13 protein-coding genes are annotated in these 17,677 nt (G+C 40.4%); 12 read left to right on the top strand and 1 reads right to left on the bottom strand.

Translation table 11 applies throughout. From position 1 onward, the window contains the following. Positions 1-52 precede the first annotated feature (52 nt). From R2Q78_RS05550 to R2Q78_RS05495, 12 genes are all read left to right on the top strand, one after another. Entirely contained in the window at positions 53-1,300 is a 1,248-nt protein-coding gene (locus R2Q78_RS05550; RefSeq protein ID WP_316789670.1) for a TlpA disulfide reductase family protein, read from the top strand. A gap of 10 nt (positions 1,301-1,310) precedes the next feature. Then, positions 1,311-2,042, top strand: coding sequence for a hypothetical protein (locus R2Q78_RS05545; RefSeq protein WP_316789669.1), 732 nt, complete (start codon positions 1,311-1,313; stop codon positions 2,040-2,042). 212 nt (positions 2,043-2,254) lie between these two features. Beyond that, positions 2,255-3,454, top strand: coding sequence for a TlpA disulfide reductase family protein (locus R2Q78_RS05540; RefSeq protein WP_316789667.1), 1,200 nt, complete (start codon positions 2,255-2,257; stop codon positions 3,452-3,454). A gap of 2 nt (positions 3,455-3,456) precedes the next feature. Beyond that, positions 3,457-5,352, top strand: coding sequence for an FKBP-type peptidyl-prolyl cis-trans isomerase (locus R2Q78_RS05535; RefSeq protein WP_316789665.1), 1,896 nt, complete (start codon positions 3,457-3,459; stop codon positions 5,350-5,352). A 234-nt stretch (positions 5,353-5,586) separates the two neighbouring features. Then, complete coding sequence (locus R2Q78_RS05530) at positions 5,587-6,033, top strand: MauE/DoxX family redox-associated membrane protein (protein ID WP_316789663.1); 447 nt, start codon at positions 5,587-5,589, stop codon at positions 6,031-6,033. A gap of 43 nt (positions 6,034-6,076) precedes the next feature. Further along, positions 6,077-6,514, top strand: coding sequence for a hypothetical protein (locus R2Q78_RS05525; protein WP_316789661.1), 438 nt, complete (start codon positions 6,077-6,079; stop codon positions 6,512-6,514). Positions 6,515-6,518: 4 nt separating this feature from the next. Continuing rightward, positions 6,519-7,571, top strand: a complete 1,053-nt coding sequence (locus tag R2Q78_RS05520; protein WP_316789660.1) for a hypothetical protein — start codon at positions 6,519-6,521, stop codon at positions 7,569-7,571. A gap of 157 nt (positions 7,572-7,728) precedes the next feature. Continuing rightward, the gene (locus tag R2Q78_RS05515) at positions 7,729-8,154 is read left to right on the top strand and encodes a hypothetical protein (RefSeq protein WP_316789659.1); all 426 of its coding nucleotides are present in this window, start codon (positions 7,729-7,731) and stop codon (positions 8,152-8,154) included. 5 nt (positions 8,155-8,159) lie between these two features. Continuing rightward, positions 8,160-8,336, top strand: a complete 177-nt coding sequence (locus tag R2Q78_RS05510; protein ID WP_316789656.1) for a hypothetical protein — start codon at positions 8,160-8,162, stop codon at positions 8,334-8,336. Positions 8,337-8,903: 567 nt separating this feature from the next. Next, positions 8,904-9,533: a Crp/Fnr family transcriptional regulator gene (locus R2Q78_RS05505; RefSeq protein WP_316789654.1), complete on the top strand. Its 630-nt coding sequence runs from the start codon at positions 8,904-8,906 to the stop codon at positions 9,531-9,533. Between the two features lie 369 nt (positions 9,534-9,902). Further along, complete coding sequence (locus R2Q78_RS05500) at positions 9,903-10,109, top strand: hypothetical protein (protein ID WP_316789652.1); 207 nt, start codon at positions 9,903-9,905, stop codon at positions 10,107-10,109. 297 nt (positions 10,110-10,406) lie between these two features. Beyond that, a complete protein-coding gene (locus R2Q78_RS05495; protein WP_316789650.1) occupies positions 10,407-14,681 on the top strand; it encodes an NACHT domain-containing protein in 4,275 nt (1,424 codons plus the stop codon). 929 nt (positions 14,682-15,610) lie between these two features. On the opposite strand, the gene R2Q78_RS05490 is transcribed toward R2Q78_RS05495, so the two are convergent. Next, on the bottom strand, positions 15,611-17,485 hold the full coding sequence (locus tag R2Q78_RS05490) for a hypothetical protein (protein WP_316789648.1): 1,875 nt from the start codon (positions 17,483-17,485) through the stop codon (positions 15,611-15,613). Positions 17,486-17,677 lie beyond the last annotated feature (192 nt).

Below are 17,677 nucleotides of genomic sequence, written 5' to 3'. Positions count from 1 at the left end.
AGCCACCGGTATGCCAAAATATTTAATAAACTCGTTAAAATATGAGCAAGAAATGAAAAGACTATCACTAATCACAGCTTTTATTTGCCTGATTGGATTGGGTGTAGAAGCGCAATTTGGAAAACCCAATAGTAACAAAACTAAAGCAGATTCGGTATGGTCTACACGACCTGTCCCGTTTGTAGGTTCTGAATATAAACTCCCCGAGTCTTATACACCAGAAGAGTTTATACTCTACAAAGAATCTAAAATCAAGTCTAATATCAATAAAGAAATGTATGCAAGATTATTAAGAGAATGGGGAATTGAATTCTGGAAAAGATTCCCTGAAGACCGAAGAAAATTTCAATTGTTCAGTTTCTATGAGCCTGCTTATTTTGCTAATTTAAGAGAAGGGGCAACTGCTGAATTTGAAGGCCGATTTGTTGTGCCTTTGGATACTGTAGCCAAGAATGAATGGAAACGCCTATCCCCGGAATATTTTAATGAGTATACAGCTGCTATTGGGGACAGTGGAAATTATTATTCATTAAGCCGGCTTGCACTTATCCCATGGAATGTTGGAAAATGGCGAAACTCTGCAAATGAAAAATTCGACTACGAGGGACATTTAAAAGAAGTGATAGTTCATTTAAAACGATACCCTGAAGATCTGAGCAAAAGGAGTAAACAGGGTGTTTTGTCAATAACTGAATGTCTGCTGATTAACGAAAGAAGGGATTATGGGTTGGATGAACAGGATATGGAAAAATACATTGGCTTGTTAAAAGCAACTGATTTTTCCTCCTTCCATGAAATAGCCATACAACTGGAATGTACGTTAAAGTTGGAGCAGGAGCCACTACAACTAAAAGCGAAGCTAATCACAGGGGAAAAATTTGACCTGAAGCAGTTTAGGGGGAGGTTGGTACTGGTTGATTTCTGGCATCCTACCTGTGGAGGCTGTGTTGCTATGATGCCTGAAATCAAACTGGTGTATGATAAATATAAAACAAAAGGCTTTGAAGTTTTGTCAGCCAGCTTATTCTACAATCGTAAAGATGAATTCAAATCAATTCAAAACATATATGATAAAATCGGCGCAGACTGGCCTTTGGTTTTACTTGGAGGGAATAAAGGTGAGTCAGGAAGACGATTGTTTGAGCAATATGGATGGAACGGCGTACCTCAGGTTCTTCTACTTGATGAAGAAGGAAAACTTATTCATTTCAATAGCGAATTGAGAATTAAAGGTGGCTTGGAGAGCTTCGTTAAACAACATTTTGATCGTAAATCAACGGAAAACAAATCAGGTAGATAATAAAAAAATTATGAAGAAAATATTCACAATATTATCAATTGGGCTATTGTTCTTTTCTTGTAAAGATGAAAAAACAAAACCCGAATCCATAGGAACTGTAAATGTAATCAATGCAGTTACCGATGCAGGAGCAATAAAAGTAAACCCTACAGGTAAAGCGAATTCATGGAGTCGTTTGATACTACAAACCAATTATGCTGCTGGGACTTTGTACTATGCAACTACAGGTAATGCCAATTTTGTTATCGCACCAATAAGTGATACTACGAAGACGTTGTTCAATAGATCATTTAACCTGCAAGCCAAGATGTATACGCTGTATTTAAGCGGTGCGGTTGCATCGCCGGATACCATGCTGATGGAAGAAATCAATTATCCCTTTATTAATGCTTTTAGTTCAAGTATTCCGACAACTGCGGACAGTGTAGTGAATGTGCGGTTTGTAAATTTAAGTGTCGGCAGTCCAGCATTGAAAGTTAAACTTTCAACTGCGGTATCTGATGAAGTGGGCAATTTGCCGTATAAGGGGATCAGTCCTTTTAAAGCTTATCCGGCGAGATTACTTTCCACGACATATAGTTTTGAGATCAGACGAGTAGATAACGATGTTTTAGTGACCACGTTTAATTTTGGTGCCACTTCAGCAAATCGATTTAAGAATGTCGCTTTAGTAATTAGGGGAATTTTTGGAACAACAGCAGCACCGGCCCCTTTTGGGGTTAGTATGGTGAATTATTATTGAGCATCATTGAAAACCTGGACAAGAGCGAGGTGTGGCAATCTCCAAGGCTGTTGGGAGCAGCAAGATATTTGGGTCGGTCTAATTAGCATGGTGTAATGCGAGGCGGAGATCCTGAAATGAATTCAGGATGGCGAAAGATGTTAAAACTATGGCTAAACCATTCTTTTACAAAAACTGGTAATGAAAAAATATTAAACTAAAATTATATACAAATGAAAACTAAAATTATGATGTTATGTTTCGCGTTATTTTTCAATGTCGCGATAAGTTTTGCTCAAAAAAGTCAAGGGTTTGTTTTGAGTGGAAAGTTTAAAAGTCTGCCTGATGGAACTAAGGTCTACCTAGTTAATGATGATAAAGATACAGTAGGCAGGGTTATATCTAAAGGAAATGAGGTCATTTTTAAAGGCACGTTGCCTTTAAATGGGAGATTCCACTTTATTCTTTTCGATGCTCTTGTCTCAACAGTAGCAACAAAATCTATGCTTTTAGAAAACACATCTATGCAGGTAACAGGTGAACTGGGTAAAGCTGATATTGTGCTGAAGGGATCTAACAGTGATGCCAATAATAAAGAGCTTAGCATATTAATGAATCCAATTCGGCAACGAATGCTGGCAAAGAATAAGGAGCTCGTTCAATCACAAATCCAAATAAGAGCGAAACTTAGTAATTCGACAGATTCTATAGAAAAAACTGAATTAACCAAGAAATTGGAGGAATTGACAAACGACGGGTTACAATCAGGCAAGGAATTTAAGGATGTAGGTTTAAATTGGTTAATGGCCCATAACAATTCTCTATATACACCATTTGTAGTCAGTAATTATAGGACCATTCTTAGTGCGGACGAGATGCAGGCTGCTTATGATAATTTAACACCAGATGTGAAAGCAGGATACTATGCGAATAAATTGAAAAATGATATCTATAACAGGGGAGCGACTGCAAAGATTGCCGAAGGGCAGGTAATCCATGATTTTATGCTGGCTAGACCAGATGGAAAGAAAGAATCTATTCTGGAGATTGCTTCAAAAAGTAAATATACTTTGATTGACTGTTGGGCATCCTGGTGTTCGCCTTGTCGTGCTGAGGTTCCAGCTTTAAAAAAGATCTATGCTGCATTTAAAGATAAAGGTTTTGGCGTTGTTGGGATATCATCTGATAAGGATATCAGCAAATGGAAGAAAGCAGTTGTAGAAGATGCAACTCCCTGGTTTCACTTGGTTGAAAGCGATAAAAAGGAAATCAGCAATACCTATGATATTAGAGCAATCCCAGCTTATATGTTGATCGATGACAAAGGAAGGTTAGTGGCTTTTGACTGTCAAATGTCTAACGTTAAACCCTTTGGACCACTTTTGAGGGGAGAAGAATTAACTAAGACGTTGGAAGGGTTATTAGGGAAATGATTATGATGAAATATAACATTATAAAAGCCTATACTGGACTTGATTCAGTATCGCTACGCTTCCTAGCAATGACGTGGATTGGCCTGATGATGGTATACAGCCTTCCCGGTTACAGTCAACTTAAGGACGGGTTTGATATTGAAGGAGACGTAAAGGGTTTAAAAACCGGCAGTGAACTCTGCATGGTGATTAAAAGGAATGATAGGATAGATACTATTGCTAAAGCTGTAGCAACAAAGGGAATATTTAGATTCAAAAATGTAAAGCTGCCAGTTTACCCTGAGTTATATTTAGTTTGTGTGCAAACAGAGTTTGTAGAAAACCTCCAATTGTTTCTTGATCAGGCTAGGGATTTAAAAATTACAGGGGACTTAGTGAGGTGGCCAAATGTTTTGGTTAGCGGATCAAAGACGCATCAAGAGTATCTAACTGCTAAAAAAATAATGGAAAAGGTTTGGAAAGAAGGGTTTCTTGTCAAATATCCGAGTGGTATGGCTCCCCCAGATTCGGGGATGGCCTATAGTTTAAAAACCAGGCTTGCTGTTGTGAAGCAAATGCCTGATTCTTATTATATCCCGGCAATGATTGCCACGTGGAAGCATCCTGCCGAAGACAGTGGGTTCGGAAAAATTGATATTGAGGTTAAGAAATCTTTCTACGACAAATTATCTGATGCTCAGAGAAACACCTATTATGGTAAACTATTAGGTAAGCTGATTGTCGATGATGCGGAATATAAGAAGTGGAAAACTGCTTTAAGGAAGAGTTCTGAAGGATTAAGTAGTATTTCTAAAGAAGATGCCGCTGGTGAATTATTGACTAATGCGGGAAAGAACGTTGCTGTCTCCACGCTGTTAGCGGGTAGTACTTCTTTGAGTAAAGATGAATTAACAGCCAGATCCAAAGATGCGACACTTATTATAAATATGGCTTTTCTTTACCCTGGAGTTAATGGTATACAATCAAACCCGACAACTGGATATGTGATTGATGATAGTGGTATTTGTGTCACCAATTATCACGTGTTAAAGGAGTATTCAGGCAAACAAATTTACCAGTCGCTATCTGTAATGACAGCCGAAGGGAAAGTATATCCGGTAACATCGGTTCTGTCAAGTTCCGAAAGTGATGATCTTGTCATTTTCAAAGTAGATCCCAAAGGGGATAATCTGAAGTCTTTGCCATTGGGTAATGCTGCTGCTGAAAAAACAACAGTCCATGTTATGGGACACCCTGATGGCAGTTTTTACCAGTTTACTTCAGGAGTAGTAGCGGAAAATACCACATCAAACCATGGGGGGAAGCAGGTTAATATTATGGGTATTACTGCAGATTTTAAAGTAGGTAGCAGTGGCGGACCGATTGTAGATGATTGTGGTAATGTTGTGGGTACAGTGAGTAGGATTAATGGAGGGATGAAAGTGGGCGTACCGGTTAGTGAGCTGAGGAAGTTGTTGAACATACGTAAGCCTGATGGCCAGCTTGAAAGAAAAGCCAAAGCTGCGGAGAATAAAGCAGGAGGCGAGCGGTTTCTTCTGGAGAATAAAAGAAAATCGGATGTAGTATGCCTCGCGAGTGGTCTTCAATATCAGGTATTGAAAACCGGAACTGGTACCAAACCTAGGCTTGACCAAAAAGTGGTGGTTAATTGTGAGGGGACATTAATAGATGGATTAAAGTTTTTGGACAGTTCTATGAATGGAGAAAAGCCGCTTACAGTTACAGTAGGTCATGTTATAAAAGGCTGGACAGAAGCGCTATTGCTTATGCATGTAGGGTCAAAATGGAGAATTTTTATTCCTTCAGAATTGGGTTATGGAGAGAATGGAACAAAGGGTCAGATAGGTCCCAATAGTGTTTTGATATTTGAGATAGAGTTGTTAGGTATTGATGGTTAATTGAAATGACACGAGGAGAGTCAATGCCTGCAAGTGGAAGAAATCAAATCTGATGTTCAATTAGAATAAAATATTAACGCCATGATTCCTATGATCGGGAAAGGAAAACTAAGCCCTTATAAAATTAACATGTGAATACTAACTCCTTTTTGAAATCAAAAATTAATAAAATATGAAGTACGTAGCACGCTACTTATTAATAAACCAAAGGCTCCTTGCATGAATTGAAAAAATATGACGAAAATTAAAGTAATATTTATTGAGATTATAATTGCACTTTTTGTGGTGCTTTGGTTTTATACCGGGCTAAACAAGATTGTTGATTATAACAACTTCAAATCTCAATTGGGGAAGTCGCCATTTGTTGAGCACTTTGCTGCATTGATAAGTTGGATTATACCTATTGGGGAAATGCTTATTGGAGTGATGCTGGTTTATAGAAGAACCATGCTTCTTGGTTTACATCTATCTTTTGCATTAATGTTACTGTTTACAGGCTATGTATGGATGATGTTAAGTTACGCCTACGATCTGCCTTGCAGCTGTGGAGGGGTACTAGCCCAACTTTCCTGGGAAGACCACTTATGGTTTAATAGCGCTTTCGTCCTGCTTTCAGTTATTGCAATAATCTTTAAAACTAATACTTCACTAATTCCTAAAAGAAAGGAGGTTTTGTCCTGAAAAGCATGCTAAACTAATTTGTTAAATCTTTAAAAAACTTATTATGAAAAAACTAAGAAACTCATTTACATTAATAGTAGCATTGGTAACTGTCGGGTTTACCCTAATGTCAAGTAAAGCTGTTACCGGAACACAAAGTTATAGGGATTCCGTTAGATGCTTTAAAGGTCCTCTTACCGTTAAACTCTTTTGTTCGGGGCCTTCTCAAGTTCTTAACTCTACCACTAGCTGTGAAGATGCAGAGGCTTTTGAATTTTATAAAGCACATGTATTCAGTTTGAACCCCAATAATTATATTGAATTAGGCGATATATCGCAGGAATGTTGGGGTGGAAGTACTTTTTGCTGTGCCCAGGTAACACCAGATGTGAACTGGTCTGGCGGAAATTTTGAAGGGCCATGCCCGGGACAGCCGTATTATGATCTGGAAGGAACATATGCGCAGTATGAGATATGGCAGGTGTATTGCAAATTTGATTAGATAGATGAAAAACAAAGTTATCCTTCGGTTGCTATTGATTGCTGTTTTTGTTTTTTTGGTTTTGACTGGATTGTTTGTATTCACTGATATGCCCAATAAAAACAACAATGGGTTTTTAAGGAATTTGCTGGGTTCAAAATTGAGTGTTTTGAAAGAAACAGATGTCGTTGAGCCATTGAACAAGATCTGGAGTATATCAGGTAATTACATTTACCTGAGCGGCGAAACGCCTAAAACTATCCTGATGTTAAAAAAGGACCTGTCATCAAAAGATACAATCGGTATTAATTTGACAGCGCCGGAGGATAAACTTGTTCCATACAGCATCTGCGTGGATACTCCTTTTCTTTATATACATATGAATAACCTGAAATCAGTGATTTGGGGTAAGTTCCCTAATCATAAGTTAAGTATGACGGAATTGAAATCACAGGTGTTTACCAAATCGGTGCAGGTATCCCCAGCTTCGATTGTGATCAGGACTTTTGATCGTTTCGGTAAAAAACAAATATTTCAGAAGATCAGCACAGTAAGTGGCGAGGTCATCAAAGAAGCAGATATTGTAAACGGCCAAGGTGATGATCTAGGAATGGCCAGTGACGGTGCTTTGCATTATGAAAAAAGCACACGCACAATCAGCTATGTAGAATACTTCCGTAACCGTTTTTACCTGATAGATACCAACCTGAATGTAAAAGTGTTTGGCAAAACCATAGATACGGTTTCATCCATAGATGTGAAAAAACAAACGATAGATGAAGGAGGGGGCAAAGGGAAGATCATCCCGGGAAAAGCAAGGGTAAAAGTAAACAAGGATAGTTTTATGGACGGGGCTTATTTGTATATAGTATCGGCGCTCCGCGCAGATAATGAGAACCGCAGTGATTTTAACGCGTATAGTGTTATAGATAGGTACCGCTTAGCTGATGGTAAATACAGCAGCAGCTTTTATGTAGATAAGGTAAAGGAGAAGCCTTTTAAATCGGCAATGGTGAGTGGGGATACTTTGTTTACGCTATATAGTGGTAAAATGGTGTTGTATAAACTGCCGAAGTGATAAATAATCTATGAAAAATAAAAGGTTTGGGGGAGTTATAATTTAAACTTAAAAGAGCGAGATTATTGATCAAGGCTTCCCCAATACCTTTTTTAGTAAGAAATATAGCGTGAACAAGAGATCTCTCGTCGCTGCGCTTCCCTCGAGATGACGAAAAATGAGTGAAATTAACGAAGCAATAGAAAGAATGAAAATGGAAAAAATAACGCAGGTAAGTTTACTGGATTTCTTAATAAGGGATAGAGAGCTTGAGGCATTCACCAATGTTGCAGGGATCGGCTTTAGTTTATTTGAAGATGAAGGGGTTTCTCTGGATCATCTGCTGAAGGATCAAACTGATGATGATATGAGGGAAGTAAGGCTTTGGTCTGATGATATGGATATAGCCGAGTTTATGGCTGAGTTTGGGATAGCGAGTGTTCAGGATCTGGAGCAGTTTACGCCGGAATTGTTATGGAAGCTTTACCGTGCTGACCGTGGGTATATTTCTTTGTTTGATGGGGTAGATGATGTGGATATGAGGATAATTGATGGTGTGAAGACGCTGGAGGATGCGTTGGTGTATGGAGGAAAAGAAAATTAAACATTATGAGACTTAGTTATAAGAAACTCTACGAATCGGTGATGATGGAGTTGGATTTTGTAAAGGGTGAAAGGGAGAAGTTGAAGCAAGAGAATGCGTTGCTGGAAAAGATCAGGACGATACAGACCGAGCATTTATTGAGGAGAGAAAAAATGATAAAGGATATGGGAGGAAAGATATAAAAGCAGCGGGGGCGTTTTTGACATAATTTAATTTTTTTTTTTGCCCCTGCTCTTTTAAATATTATGGTTTTCGGTTGGTTCCCAGTTCGCTATGTGTTAGAGAGCGTTGACATAGCAACTGGGGCAAACCAATCAATTTTTTGAGAAATGATAACGATTTTTGAATAGCGACTGCGGGATCCTGAAATAAATTCAGGATGACGGGCGCTTTAAAAGGAAAAGAAAAACCGCATTTGGGAATGCGGTTTTTTTAGCGACAATATTTAGGTATGAAATTTTTTAAATAATAAACTAATGAATTATAGTTTGTGAATAAAATGAATAGATCTCTCGGAACTCGGGATGACAAAAGAGATAAATGAATAGAGCCGTTACAAATACATAACGGGTAAGTGAGCAGGAACAGGAAGATTGAATTGAATTTTTTGCCTGATTAGGCATTTCTGGGTTTACCACCCCGCCTTCGGCACCCCTCCTTGAAAAGGAGGGGACTAGCGACCGTACAGAAAAGAGGGGGATTGCAAAACGCCAGGAAAAATCATCAAAATAACCAATACAATGAATTAAATGATAAACAGAAAAATCTTTGAGAAACTAATTAAATTATTGAGGAGTATAAATCCTAAGGTTCCATTGCCGGAAGGCTTTGATGAATTTCTATTTTTAAGAATGAGGGGCGTGACTATGGACCACAAAAGGGAAACTTTCCTTGAGCATGAAGGTGACAAGCCCGGGAACGCGTATTATGTAGTGAGTGGTCTGGTATTGGTGTATGGTTATGTAGATGGCATCCCGTTTACAGAAAGCATTTACCGTGAGAACACCATAGTTGCCTTGCGTGAGTTTATGGAGCATGATGACGCTACGCATACGGTGGTGGCGACTAAAGGAACCTTGGTAGTGCGGATCAGTGCTGAGGCTATGGATGAAATTTATAGAGCGTGGCCGCCAATGGAGGCTTTTGCAATGCTTACTGCAATGAAGTACCTGGAAATGAAAAAGGACAGGCGTAACTCATTGCTTGCCTTATTGGAAGAGGAGCGGGTATTGGAGTTTTATACTGCTTTTGCAGGGCTGTTGCCGCCGAAGAAAAGCGCAATTAAGGATGAAGACATAGCCTCGTATCTGGCCATGAAGTTGAAAAAACTGAGAGATGTCAGGTATAAATTGAAAACAGGAGGCTTGTTGCAATATTAGGTTGAAGGTGTGGGGTGCTTTGCTTACAATAAATTGTTCATTGTTGCAAAATGTTGGTTTTTTTGATTCAGATAATTGATAATAGATTGCCGTCATGCTGAATTTATTTCAGCATCCCGCGCTTGAATGATCTCTACTCCAGAATACTGACCCTGCAGCAGCCGTGAAGTAAAAAAGTTCAGTAGAGAGGCGCTTTAGGCGCTATTAATAGAAAGATTTGTATCCCTAACAGACATAGCGAAGTATAGAAATGAGCAAGATCCATTTGCCGTAACTGGATGAGAGGTAGGACTACACTAGCATTTTTATAACTATGGGAAGTACTGAATAATCCTGCTTTTAAACCTCTCGAATTCGAAAGGTTTAAAAGTGGAATTGATAGAAAGCAATTTCAGAGAAAACCGTGATCTGAAATTCTATTGTGACACATTGGGTATTACCATAAGGAGATTGAACAAGGTGACAACGTTCTATTTTAGGAAAATGCTATACGAGCTTTTGCAAGATCGCATTCATAGGGAAGCGGTATTCCTGCTTTCGCAAACTACGCTTACTGCTAAGGAGATTTGCTATTAGCTCGGGGTGTGTGACCCCGGGCATTTTACCAGGAGCTTTAAGCTGGTGGAAGGGGTGACTCCGAAGGAGTTTAGGAGGGGGAAATTGGCTGGTGAGGTTGTGGGGTAGGATTATTGATACAGCGTGGTTAAGAATTAAAAGGTGGGTGCAATTTGTATCCACCTTTTTGCGAATAATACCCTGACTGGGACTGTGGTCAATCGGTTTTTTTTTCTAGTTTTATTCCTCATGGGTAGGATGATTTTCATGTCAGGTAATGGCTTGAAAGACTCCGACCTTAAGACAAACGCACCCTCTATGAACGAAGAATGGTTATATTTAATGAAGCGCTATTCCCTTGCCGGGGCAAGGGACAGGTTTGAATCGATATGTACAAGTCTTTTGAAGCGGCTCCATTCTGATCACTTCACCAAATCGGTCAAGGTTGAACAGGGAGATGGCGGTATTGATGTGTTTATCGGTGACATTGCGGGTGCGCCAGTAAAGGTCTTCCAATGTAAGTTTTTTATCAACGGCATTAATCTATCACAAAAGGACCAGATCAGGAAATCCTTTGCTTCCGTCATGGATCAGCAGGAATACCGCTGCTCGGCTTGGACACTTTGTCTACCCTGTCAGCTAACTCTCAAAGAGCAGTTATGGTGGAGCGAATGGCAACAGAAGATGACAAAGGCCCATCAGCTTGGGGAGGATTTTATCCAATTGATGGACGGTGAGGATCTTTTAGATGGGCTGAAAACGCACGGGCTGTATGACGAAGTTTTTGATGTCGAGATCAGAACGCTTCTACGGGAGATCAAAGAATTGCTGACGAGGCCCAGTTTCGATCTTCGCAGTGAACTGGCCAGGGCCTCTCAGCAGGTGTCCCGGCTCAAAAACTATTTTGCCGATTCGGTATTCACGCATGTGCCCCGCAAAGAGAGTAACACCATCGTCGAATGGGCAAACGGTGAGCTAGAGGGGCACGATCCGCTCGAACGGGTGCTGGTAGTTAAGGGTAAAAAGGGAATGGGCAAGTCGACGGTATTGAAGGATGTCTACAGCGAGTTAGCCTCGCAGGGGCAGTGCCTGATTTTGGCGATTAAGTGTGACCGGTGCTACGATTTGACTGTAAAAGGGCTTTATGACCAGCTTTTTCTGGGCCACGGCAGTTTCCGCGAATTCATCGCGATGTCAAAGCAGTCCAGGCAGCCCTTTGTTGTAATCCTTGATCAGCTGGATGCGCTTTCGCAAGGCCTTTCCAACGAAAGAAGATGGATGAAGACCTATCTCGACCTTATAGACGACTTACTAGACCATAGCCATGTCAGGATAGTGCTTTCCTCGCGCACGTTCGATCTTGATTATGATGCGGACCTGCATCGTTTCAGCAAGACTTCGGTAATCAAGCACATCGAGGTCGACCGACTCTCCCAAGATGAGGTGTTACGTATATGTTCCCAGCTTGGTTTTCCAGAGCCCAATGCCGTGCTGAGGGAATTGCTAAGTATTCCTTATAACCTTGAACTGTTCACCAAGATACCTGATATCGCTGGCCTGCTGGGCAACGCTAAGCCTGTGCTGCCCGAACTTTATGCCGAGCTATGGAAGCAGGTATTGTCAGCCGGAAGCCTGAAATTGGTTAGCTGCCTAGATGTGATCATAAGCCGTATGTACGAGATGTCGCCCAACCTGGCCTCGAACAAAATGCTGGAGGAATATAAAAAGGAGATCGATTTTTTGATTTCCCATGAGATACTCGTGAGTGATGGGGACAAACTATGGTTTTTCCACCAATCCTTCTATGAATATTACCTGGCCCGTTGGTTTGTGGCCACCAGACAGGACCTGATGGCTTACATCATAGAAAGTAGGCAGAGCCTGTATATCCGGCCGTTGGTCAAATCGGTTATCGAACTCCTCCGGGAAACCGATCATGGAAACTATATCGAACTTTATAAAAAAGTGGTCACGGCGGTGGAAATCAGGTACAATCTTAAGTATCTTTTTATTGTTACACTTGGCGAGGTCAGTAGTCCAACGATTAAGGAGAAACAGTTCCTGCGTGAGCACTTGGAAAACGAAATGGGCTTTCTTTTTCTGGACATGTTCACTTCCGGCGGATGGCTGGAGTTTTTGATGAACAGCAGATTACTGAACGAAAAACGTCCCGAGTACTTGGGACTGCTCTGGCGCAACCTGAACTTCTGCCCGTTACTGATGTTGGAATACGTACAACGGCAGAATCCGGAAACTGCCCCTGGTATCATTGCACGCCTGTTGCCCTCGGTTAGTGAATGGAGCCCCAAGCTACTTCCGTTTTTTGACAAATATTATCTATATAATGAGGACAACGAACTTTGGTACTTTGAAATGCTCAAAAAGATTGCCCTAGTTGACTTCGGTTTTGCCTTGGAAAAGCTCGGTCCGGTGGTGCTTGCACAGCGAAAGAACAGGGAACGGATCAAATTCGATTACCGTTATGACAGAATCATCGACGAACTGTACAAGATCTCCCCAAAACAGCTAACCGACTTCCTGCTGTCACTGCAGTTAAAGATACTAGAGGAAAGCAAATATCCCTATTACGGTTTTTATTCCGATATCCAGTCGCCGCTGTTGAGCTCGACGAGCTACGATAATGGGTTGAATTATAAAGATAGCGAGGACGAGAAGTCCATTGATTTTTACTTGGTCGACTATTACCGCAAGTGCGACCTGAACGAGCTAATGGAATTATTTGAGCTTCATGGGAAAAGTGATTTTGTAGTCCTATTGAATGTGATGGCAAAAGTGCTCCGCCATAGGGCAGATGAATTCGTACCGCAGATTGTGGATTTTGTTGAGAATATTGCGGGAAAGAACGGACTGTTGGAGACTGACGATTTTTTTCAACTGAATATCCGCAGGCTCATTGCCAAAGTGGTCGGCCAACTGGATTGTGATGGTTATACACGGATAAGGTCGGTGGTACTTACGGTTAGTCACCCCTATGAAGTATGGAAATATGAGGAAGAGGGCAAAAAGCGCTATTCACTCTCTCTTGGCAAAAAGAAGTTTCTTTTTTTGAAAGCATGGCCCAAGGATGTCCTTGACAGAGACTTGCCCCTGAAACGCATCTATCAGGAACTTTGGCGAAAGTACGGTGACCTAGATCATAACAAGGCTATGGATAGAAACAACAGCCGGAGCGGTGCAGTGCGTTCGCCGATTTCCGGTGCGGATTTTTCCAGGTTTAACGATGATGCTTGGATTAAGAGCATGGTGAAGATCAACGGGGACTTCAAATCGAGCGACTTTTTCAAGGGAGGGCTTCTCGAGCACGCTAGGGTATTTGAGGCCGAGACAGAGAAAAAGCCTTCAAGATGTTATGGGCTTATTGAAAAGCTCTTTGATTTGCCGGAAGTTTCTCCCAGCTATATTTCCCACGGGATATCCGGGCTGATTAAGGCAAATTATGATATCGAGCGAATTCAGAAGTTGATATTAAAGGAGATCAGCCTGCCGCTTGATAGCGAATATACTCTGTACGCCACTTGGCACACCCGCCATCTTATTTTCGATAAGCTATTGACGCGGGAAGTGGTCGATTTCTGGCTGAAGATAATCGATACGAAGACCTTTGGCAGAGACGTGCTGAATGAAGATAATCCAGTTTCAGATTTCATCAATACACCAAGGGGTTCTGCGGTCTATAACCTGATGCATGCCTACGGCCAGCCAGAATATGCCGAGGACATCATGGCAACGGTAGAAAAACTGGTGCATTCCAAAGCGAAATCCTCCAATACGATCCTATGTGGGATCATGGCGAATTTGGCCTATTTGAACCATCTGGATCTGAAACGATCTTTCAAGATCTTCCTGCGCCTAGCCCGTCGCGGGGATGCGAAGCTATTGAAACATTCGATAAATCCAGCCCAGTACTTCAACAACAAGTACCATTGGCATATGGGTGCGTATTTCGATAGGATGCTTGGCTATCCGGAACTCTACGGTCAGTGTTATTTCTTCGTTTCCAGCTGGATCTATTCTGATATCGACGACTTTGATCGTTATGATGATTTTATGGATAGGGGTGAGGCGGCCATCTCCTGTGCTCTGGAGGTTGGGGAGGATTTCCTGATCAGGGACGGTAGCATTGATCAAAGAGCACTCGAGGTGCTGATGCGCTGCCTGAAATCTGATGGGGATCATGCCCACAACCTTTCCACGATGGTGCTGCGTAAGTTCGAGGTTAGGTATTTCTTGCAGCTGAAAGATTTCATTGAAAGCTATATTGCCACTAAACATTTCGCGGAAGATCCAAGATACTTATTAAAATTTCTTACCGAATGTAGTGCTGCATATCCGCTGGAGTGCCTAAAGATTTTACAAAGTATGCAGGTGCCGGAGAACGTTGATATTTCCAAAAGGGGCTATTTGAATAACGAACCGCTGGTGCTGGTCCTTGCCATCTACTCGAGGCTTCGCGATGAATCTGGTACACATGAGCGTGAGCAGGATATCGCACTGGATATTTTTGATAAGATGCTTACCATGCCTAACTATCGCCAAAAGGCATTTTCGGCAATGGAAAGTATTTTGGATTAGGTTGGGTTTTGTGGTTGCAGAAGAGGGAGGAATGAAATGTGGCTTTACGTTTTAAGAGGTTTGATACTCAATAAGATTTTTTACCTAATTATTATTTTTTTGAAAGCTATATTTTTTGGTTTAATCAAATTTGCTATTTTCGTTTATTGTCGAAATAACTTTTCGAAAGCATTCAATTTGGACGAGTAGCTCAGCAGGATAGAGCGCTAGATTGCTAATCTAGGGGTCGTGGGTTCGAGCCCCATCTCGAAGATAAAAGTCATAAATCTTCGAGATGGGTATACGTCTTCATATATCTGGTTGGCAGGTCTTCTTCGATTAGTATTGAATTTGCACTGATAAATTTAATTATTTACATCAGATACCCGTAAGGTACATCGTCGCCCAATCTCCTGGAGAGTAGCACCCAAAGTATTCTCAAAACCTTTTTTAAAGAAACTTTTGTTTGCTTTTCGAATGGCAAAACTAATTGGATCGCCAGTTTTTCAAGGATTTCCAGAAACGTGTCTAGCCATGTGGCACATATTGCAGGACTATTTCCGATTGAGTGCTATTATGAGGTATATCCAGTCATACATTTAGCTTGCAAATGAAAGTTTCATTAAGATTTTCATTTTATTACTTATTTTGTTAATATCAAATCCATAAATATGTTTAATGAATCTTATAGCCAAGTTTCAGCCGATACTACAAAGCTTAACAACAAATTACGCGGACACCAAGGCGGCAAACTGAATACCTCAGCACGAGTAGTGCAGTTAACTGTTGAGAATTCGTTTAAGGATCATAATTCTTTCTGGGCTAATTTTTTCATTTGTACAGTTGTGATTACTGTGTGCGTCTTGGTTAGAGAAACGTTTGTTAGATAACCTCACCTTTTAAAATTTTACTTTAAATAACAAAAAGTTTCAGCGCTAATTCGATCATTATTAGTGGGTTAATTTTGATTTTTGCTCTAGTAGATGCTGCCAGTTATTTTTTTCAGGCAAGTCGCGTAGAAATAGGCGCAGATCGTTTTCGCTCTTGATACTCTTCCAAGTTGATCCAACCTGTTTAAATCTTCTACGTTCCAAACTGTTTATCATGGTATTTTCTTGTCTGATTTCGGTGGTAGCCATCAGCCGTCCACTACCGTATTCTTCCAATAACTGATTGAAAATAATCGACGAAAATCCTCTCCCTTGAAATTGGAGTTCGGTGAAGAAATATCCGACTTCCCATTCATAATCCTTCGCCAGTTCGGGCAGGTTCGCTTTGGCAGGTGTAAAGTCACTTGCGGTTTTCGGTTTTATGGCACCAATGGCGACGGGCTTGCCCCATGAAAAGCCTATTGCGAGATACTTACACTTCTTAATCTTGTTTTCTGTCGGATCTCGCACTTTGTTCTGTTTTTCCAAAAGCTCCACAAAGTCGCTGATTTCTTCATCAGTAAAGTCAGTAGGTTTTCCTATTTTAAAACTTTTATCATTTTCCCAAGGGACCAGAGTCCCTGTATTTCTCCAAGTGTTGCCATCTGTACGGTTTTTATATTTTCCTTTATATCCTAGGATGTAAAGTAATGCCAATTCCACATACCAAATACCCAATTGCAAAGCCTGATATTTTGCCCTGTGATTAATTTTTCTCAAATCAGCTCGTTTTGTTTCTTGGCCGTGGACTAATGCATTTCTGATTTTGACGAATGCTTCTGGACCATCCTGTACATTTGGAATATCTGCGAGATCTTTGAACGCAGATGGAATATTAGGATTGACTTTGAACTGAAAAATCAGCATGCGAATTTTATTAGCAGCTGACATGCTATCGGCGTCGCCACCAACGATTACTTTTTTATGCTCTACAATCAACCAATTATATATCAGTTCAAGCGCGGTTTGTATTAATATAATGGAACCCTCAACCATCCCCGCATTAGAATTAGCTTCTACATACCAGTGGATTGCTGTAGTTAAAAAATCCTGATCGGATTCGTTTTTCCATAGTTTGTTGTAGGATTTCCATAATTGTGGCAAATCATTGAGAAACATGATATCCGACCAACAATGAACATACTTGTACATATCGATAGTGTAGTTTGTGTAATCGGTCCAAATATTTTGTCCTTCAAAGGAACCTGTATAAAACATTGGAGCAACTCGTTGTCCATTTAGAAAGTAAAGAAAATGATGGAATCTATCATGCCAGTTATGAAGTTCGGTTAGCTTAATATTGCCCTTCTTTTTGGTGATTTTTCCAGCATAAGTTATAAGGTATCCGCCATTATCGTGCAACTTTTCTGTTCTTTCCTTATAATTACCGAGCTTGTCAATTTCAATTTTATAAGGTTTGTCGTCCAAAACAAGCCGTGACTTTTGCAAGCTAACTGTAGTAGCGCTTACTTCTTTTACTGGATTTCCAACAAACTCCCTCATGTTAGGTATACTAAAACTCACCTCATTTACTGGGATAGCACTTTCCCCCCAAATGAACCGATAACTCTCGCCTTCACACGTTGGACTATCATTAATGTGCAAACTGGTTATTTGAACGTGACCTACTACAGAATTTTCAATCAATACCTCACATTTTTCCAAGAGTTTAAGATGAGGATTCAAATCGTTGAAAAAGGAACCTTTAAATTTGACTCCCATATCTGGAAACCACTTAAAAAAAATCTCACCTTTTAGATCATAGGCTTTGTCACCACTACGGAGGCCAAAATTGCCAGAGTATATTTTTATTGGTTCATTTGGGTTCTCCATTGAAACGGGAGATACATGCCTTAGCGGTATATCTTTGAATTTATCGTGTGTTTGTTTAGACATAAGAAGCGTTTACTTTTTTACTAAAAGTAGTTAATCTTAGTAAATCTGCCAAAATGATAATTAACTCAATATCCAGTTTTTATGGGATTAAAAACCTAATTTAAAAATGCTTTCTGATAAAAGAATAAAACCATTGCGAATTGTAACGGTTTGAAAATGCTCTCAACTGATGATAAAATGCGACTTACTGAT

It is taken from the genome of Pedobacter frigoris, from assembly GCF_032678645.1.
Lineage (GTDB): Bacteria > Bacteroidota > Bacteroidia > Sphingobacteriales > Sphingobacteriaceae > Pedobacter > Pedobacter frigoris_A.
Note: the sequence above shows the minus strand (reverse complement) of the source record. Positions and strands in the feature narration are given on the sequence as shown.

Coding starts and splice junctions, on each gene's coding strand:
- R2Q78_RS05550 (WP_316789670.1), top strand. CDS start 53: ATGAAAAGACTATCACTAATCACAGCTTTTATTTGCCTGATTGGATTG.
- R2Q78_RS05545 (WP_316789669.1), top strand. CDS start 1,311: ATGAAGAAAATATTCACAATATTATCAATTGGGCTATTGTTCTTTTCT.
- R2Q78_RS05540 (WP_316789667.1), top strand. CDS start 2,255: ATGAAAACTAAAATTATGATGTTATGTTTCGCGTTATTTTTCAATGTC.
- R2Q78_RS05535 (WP_316789665.1), top strand. CDS start 3,457: ATGATGAAATATAACATTATAAAAGCCTATACTGGACTTGATTCAGTA.
- R2Q78_RS05530 (WP_316789663.1), top strand. CDS start 5,587: ATGACGAAAATTAAAGTAATATTTATTGAGATTATAATTGCACTTTTT.
- R2Q78_RS05525 (WP_316789661.1), top strand. CDS start 6,077: ATGAAAAAACTAAGAAACTCATTTACATTAATAGTAGCATTGGTAACT.
- R2Q78_RS05520 (WP_316789660.1), top strand. CDS start 6,519: ATGAAAAACAAAGTTATCCTTCGGTTGCTATTGATTGCTGTTTTTGTT.
- R2Q78_RS05515 (WP_316789659.1), top strand. CDS start 7,729: ATGAGTGAAATTAACGAAGCAATAGAAAGAATGAAAATGGAAAAAATA.
- R2Q78_RS05510 (WP_316789656.1), top strand. CDS start 8,160: ATGAGACTTAGTTATAAGAAACTCTACGAATCGGTGATGATGGAGTTG.
- R2Q78_RS05505 (WP_316789654.1), top strand. CDS start 8,904: ATGATAAACAGAAAAATCTTTGAGAAACTAATTAAATTATTGAGGAGT.
- R2Q78_RS05495 (WP_316789650.1), top strand. CDS start 10,407: ATGAACGAAGAATGGTTATATTTAATGAAGCGCTATTCCCTTGCCGGG.
- R2Q78_RS05490 (WP_316789648.1), bottom strand. CDS start 17,485: ATGTCTAAACAAACACACGATAAATTCAAAGATATACCGCTAAGGCAT.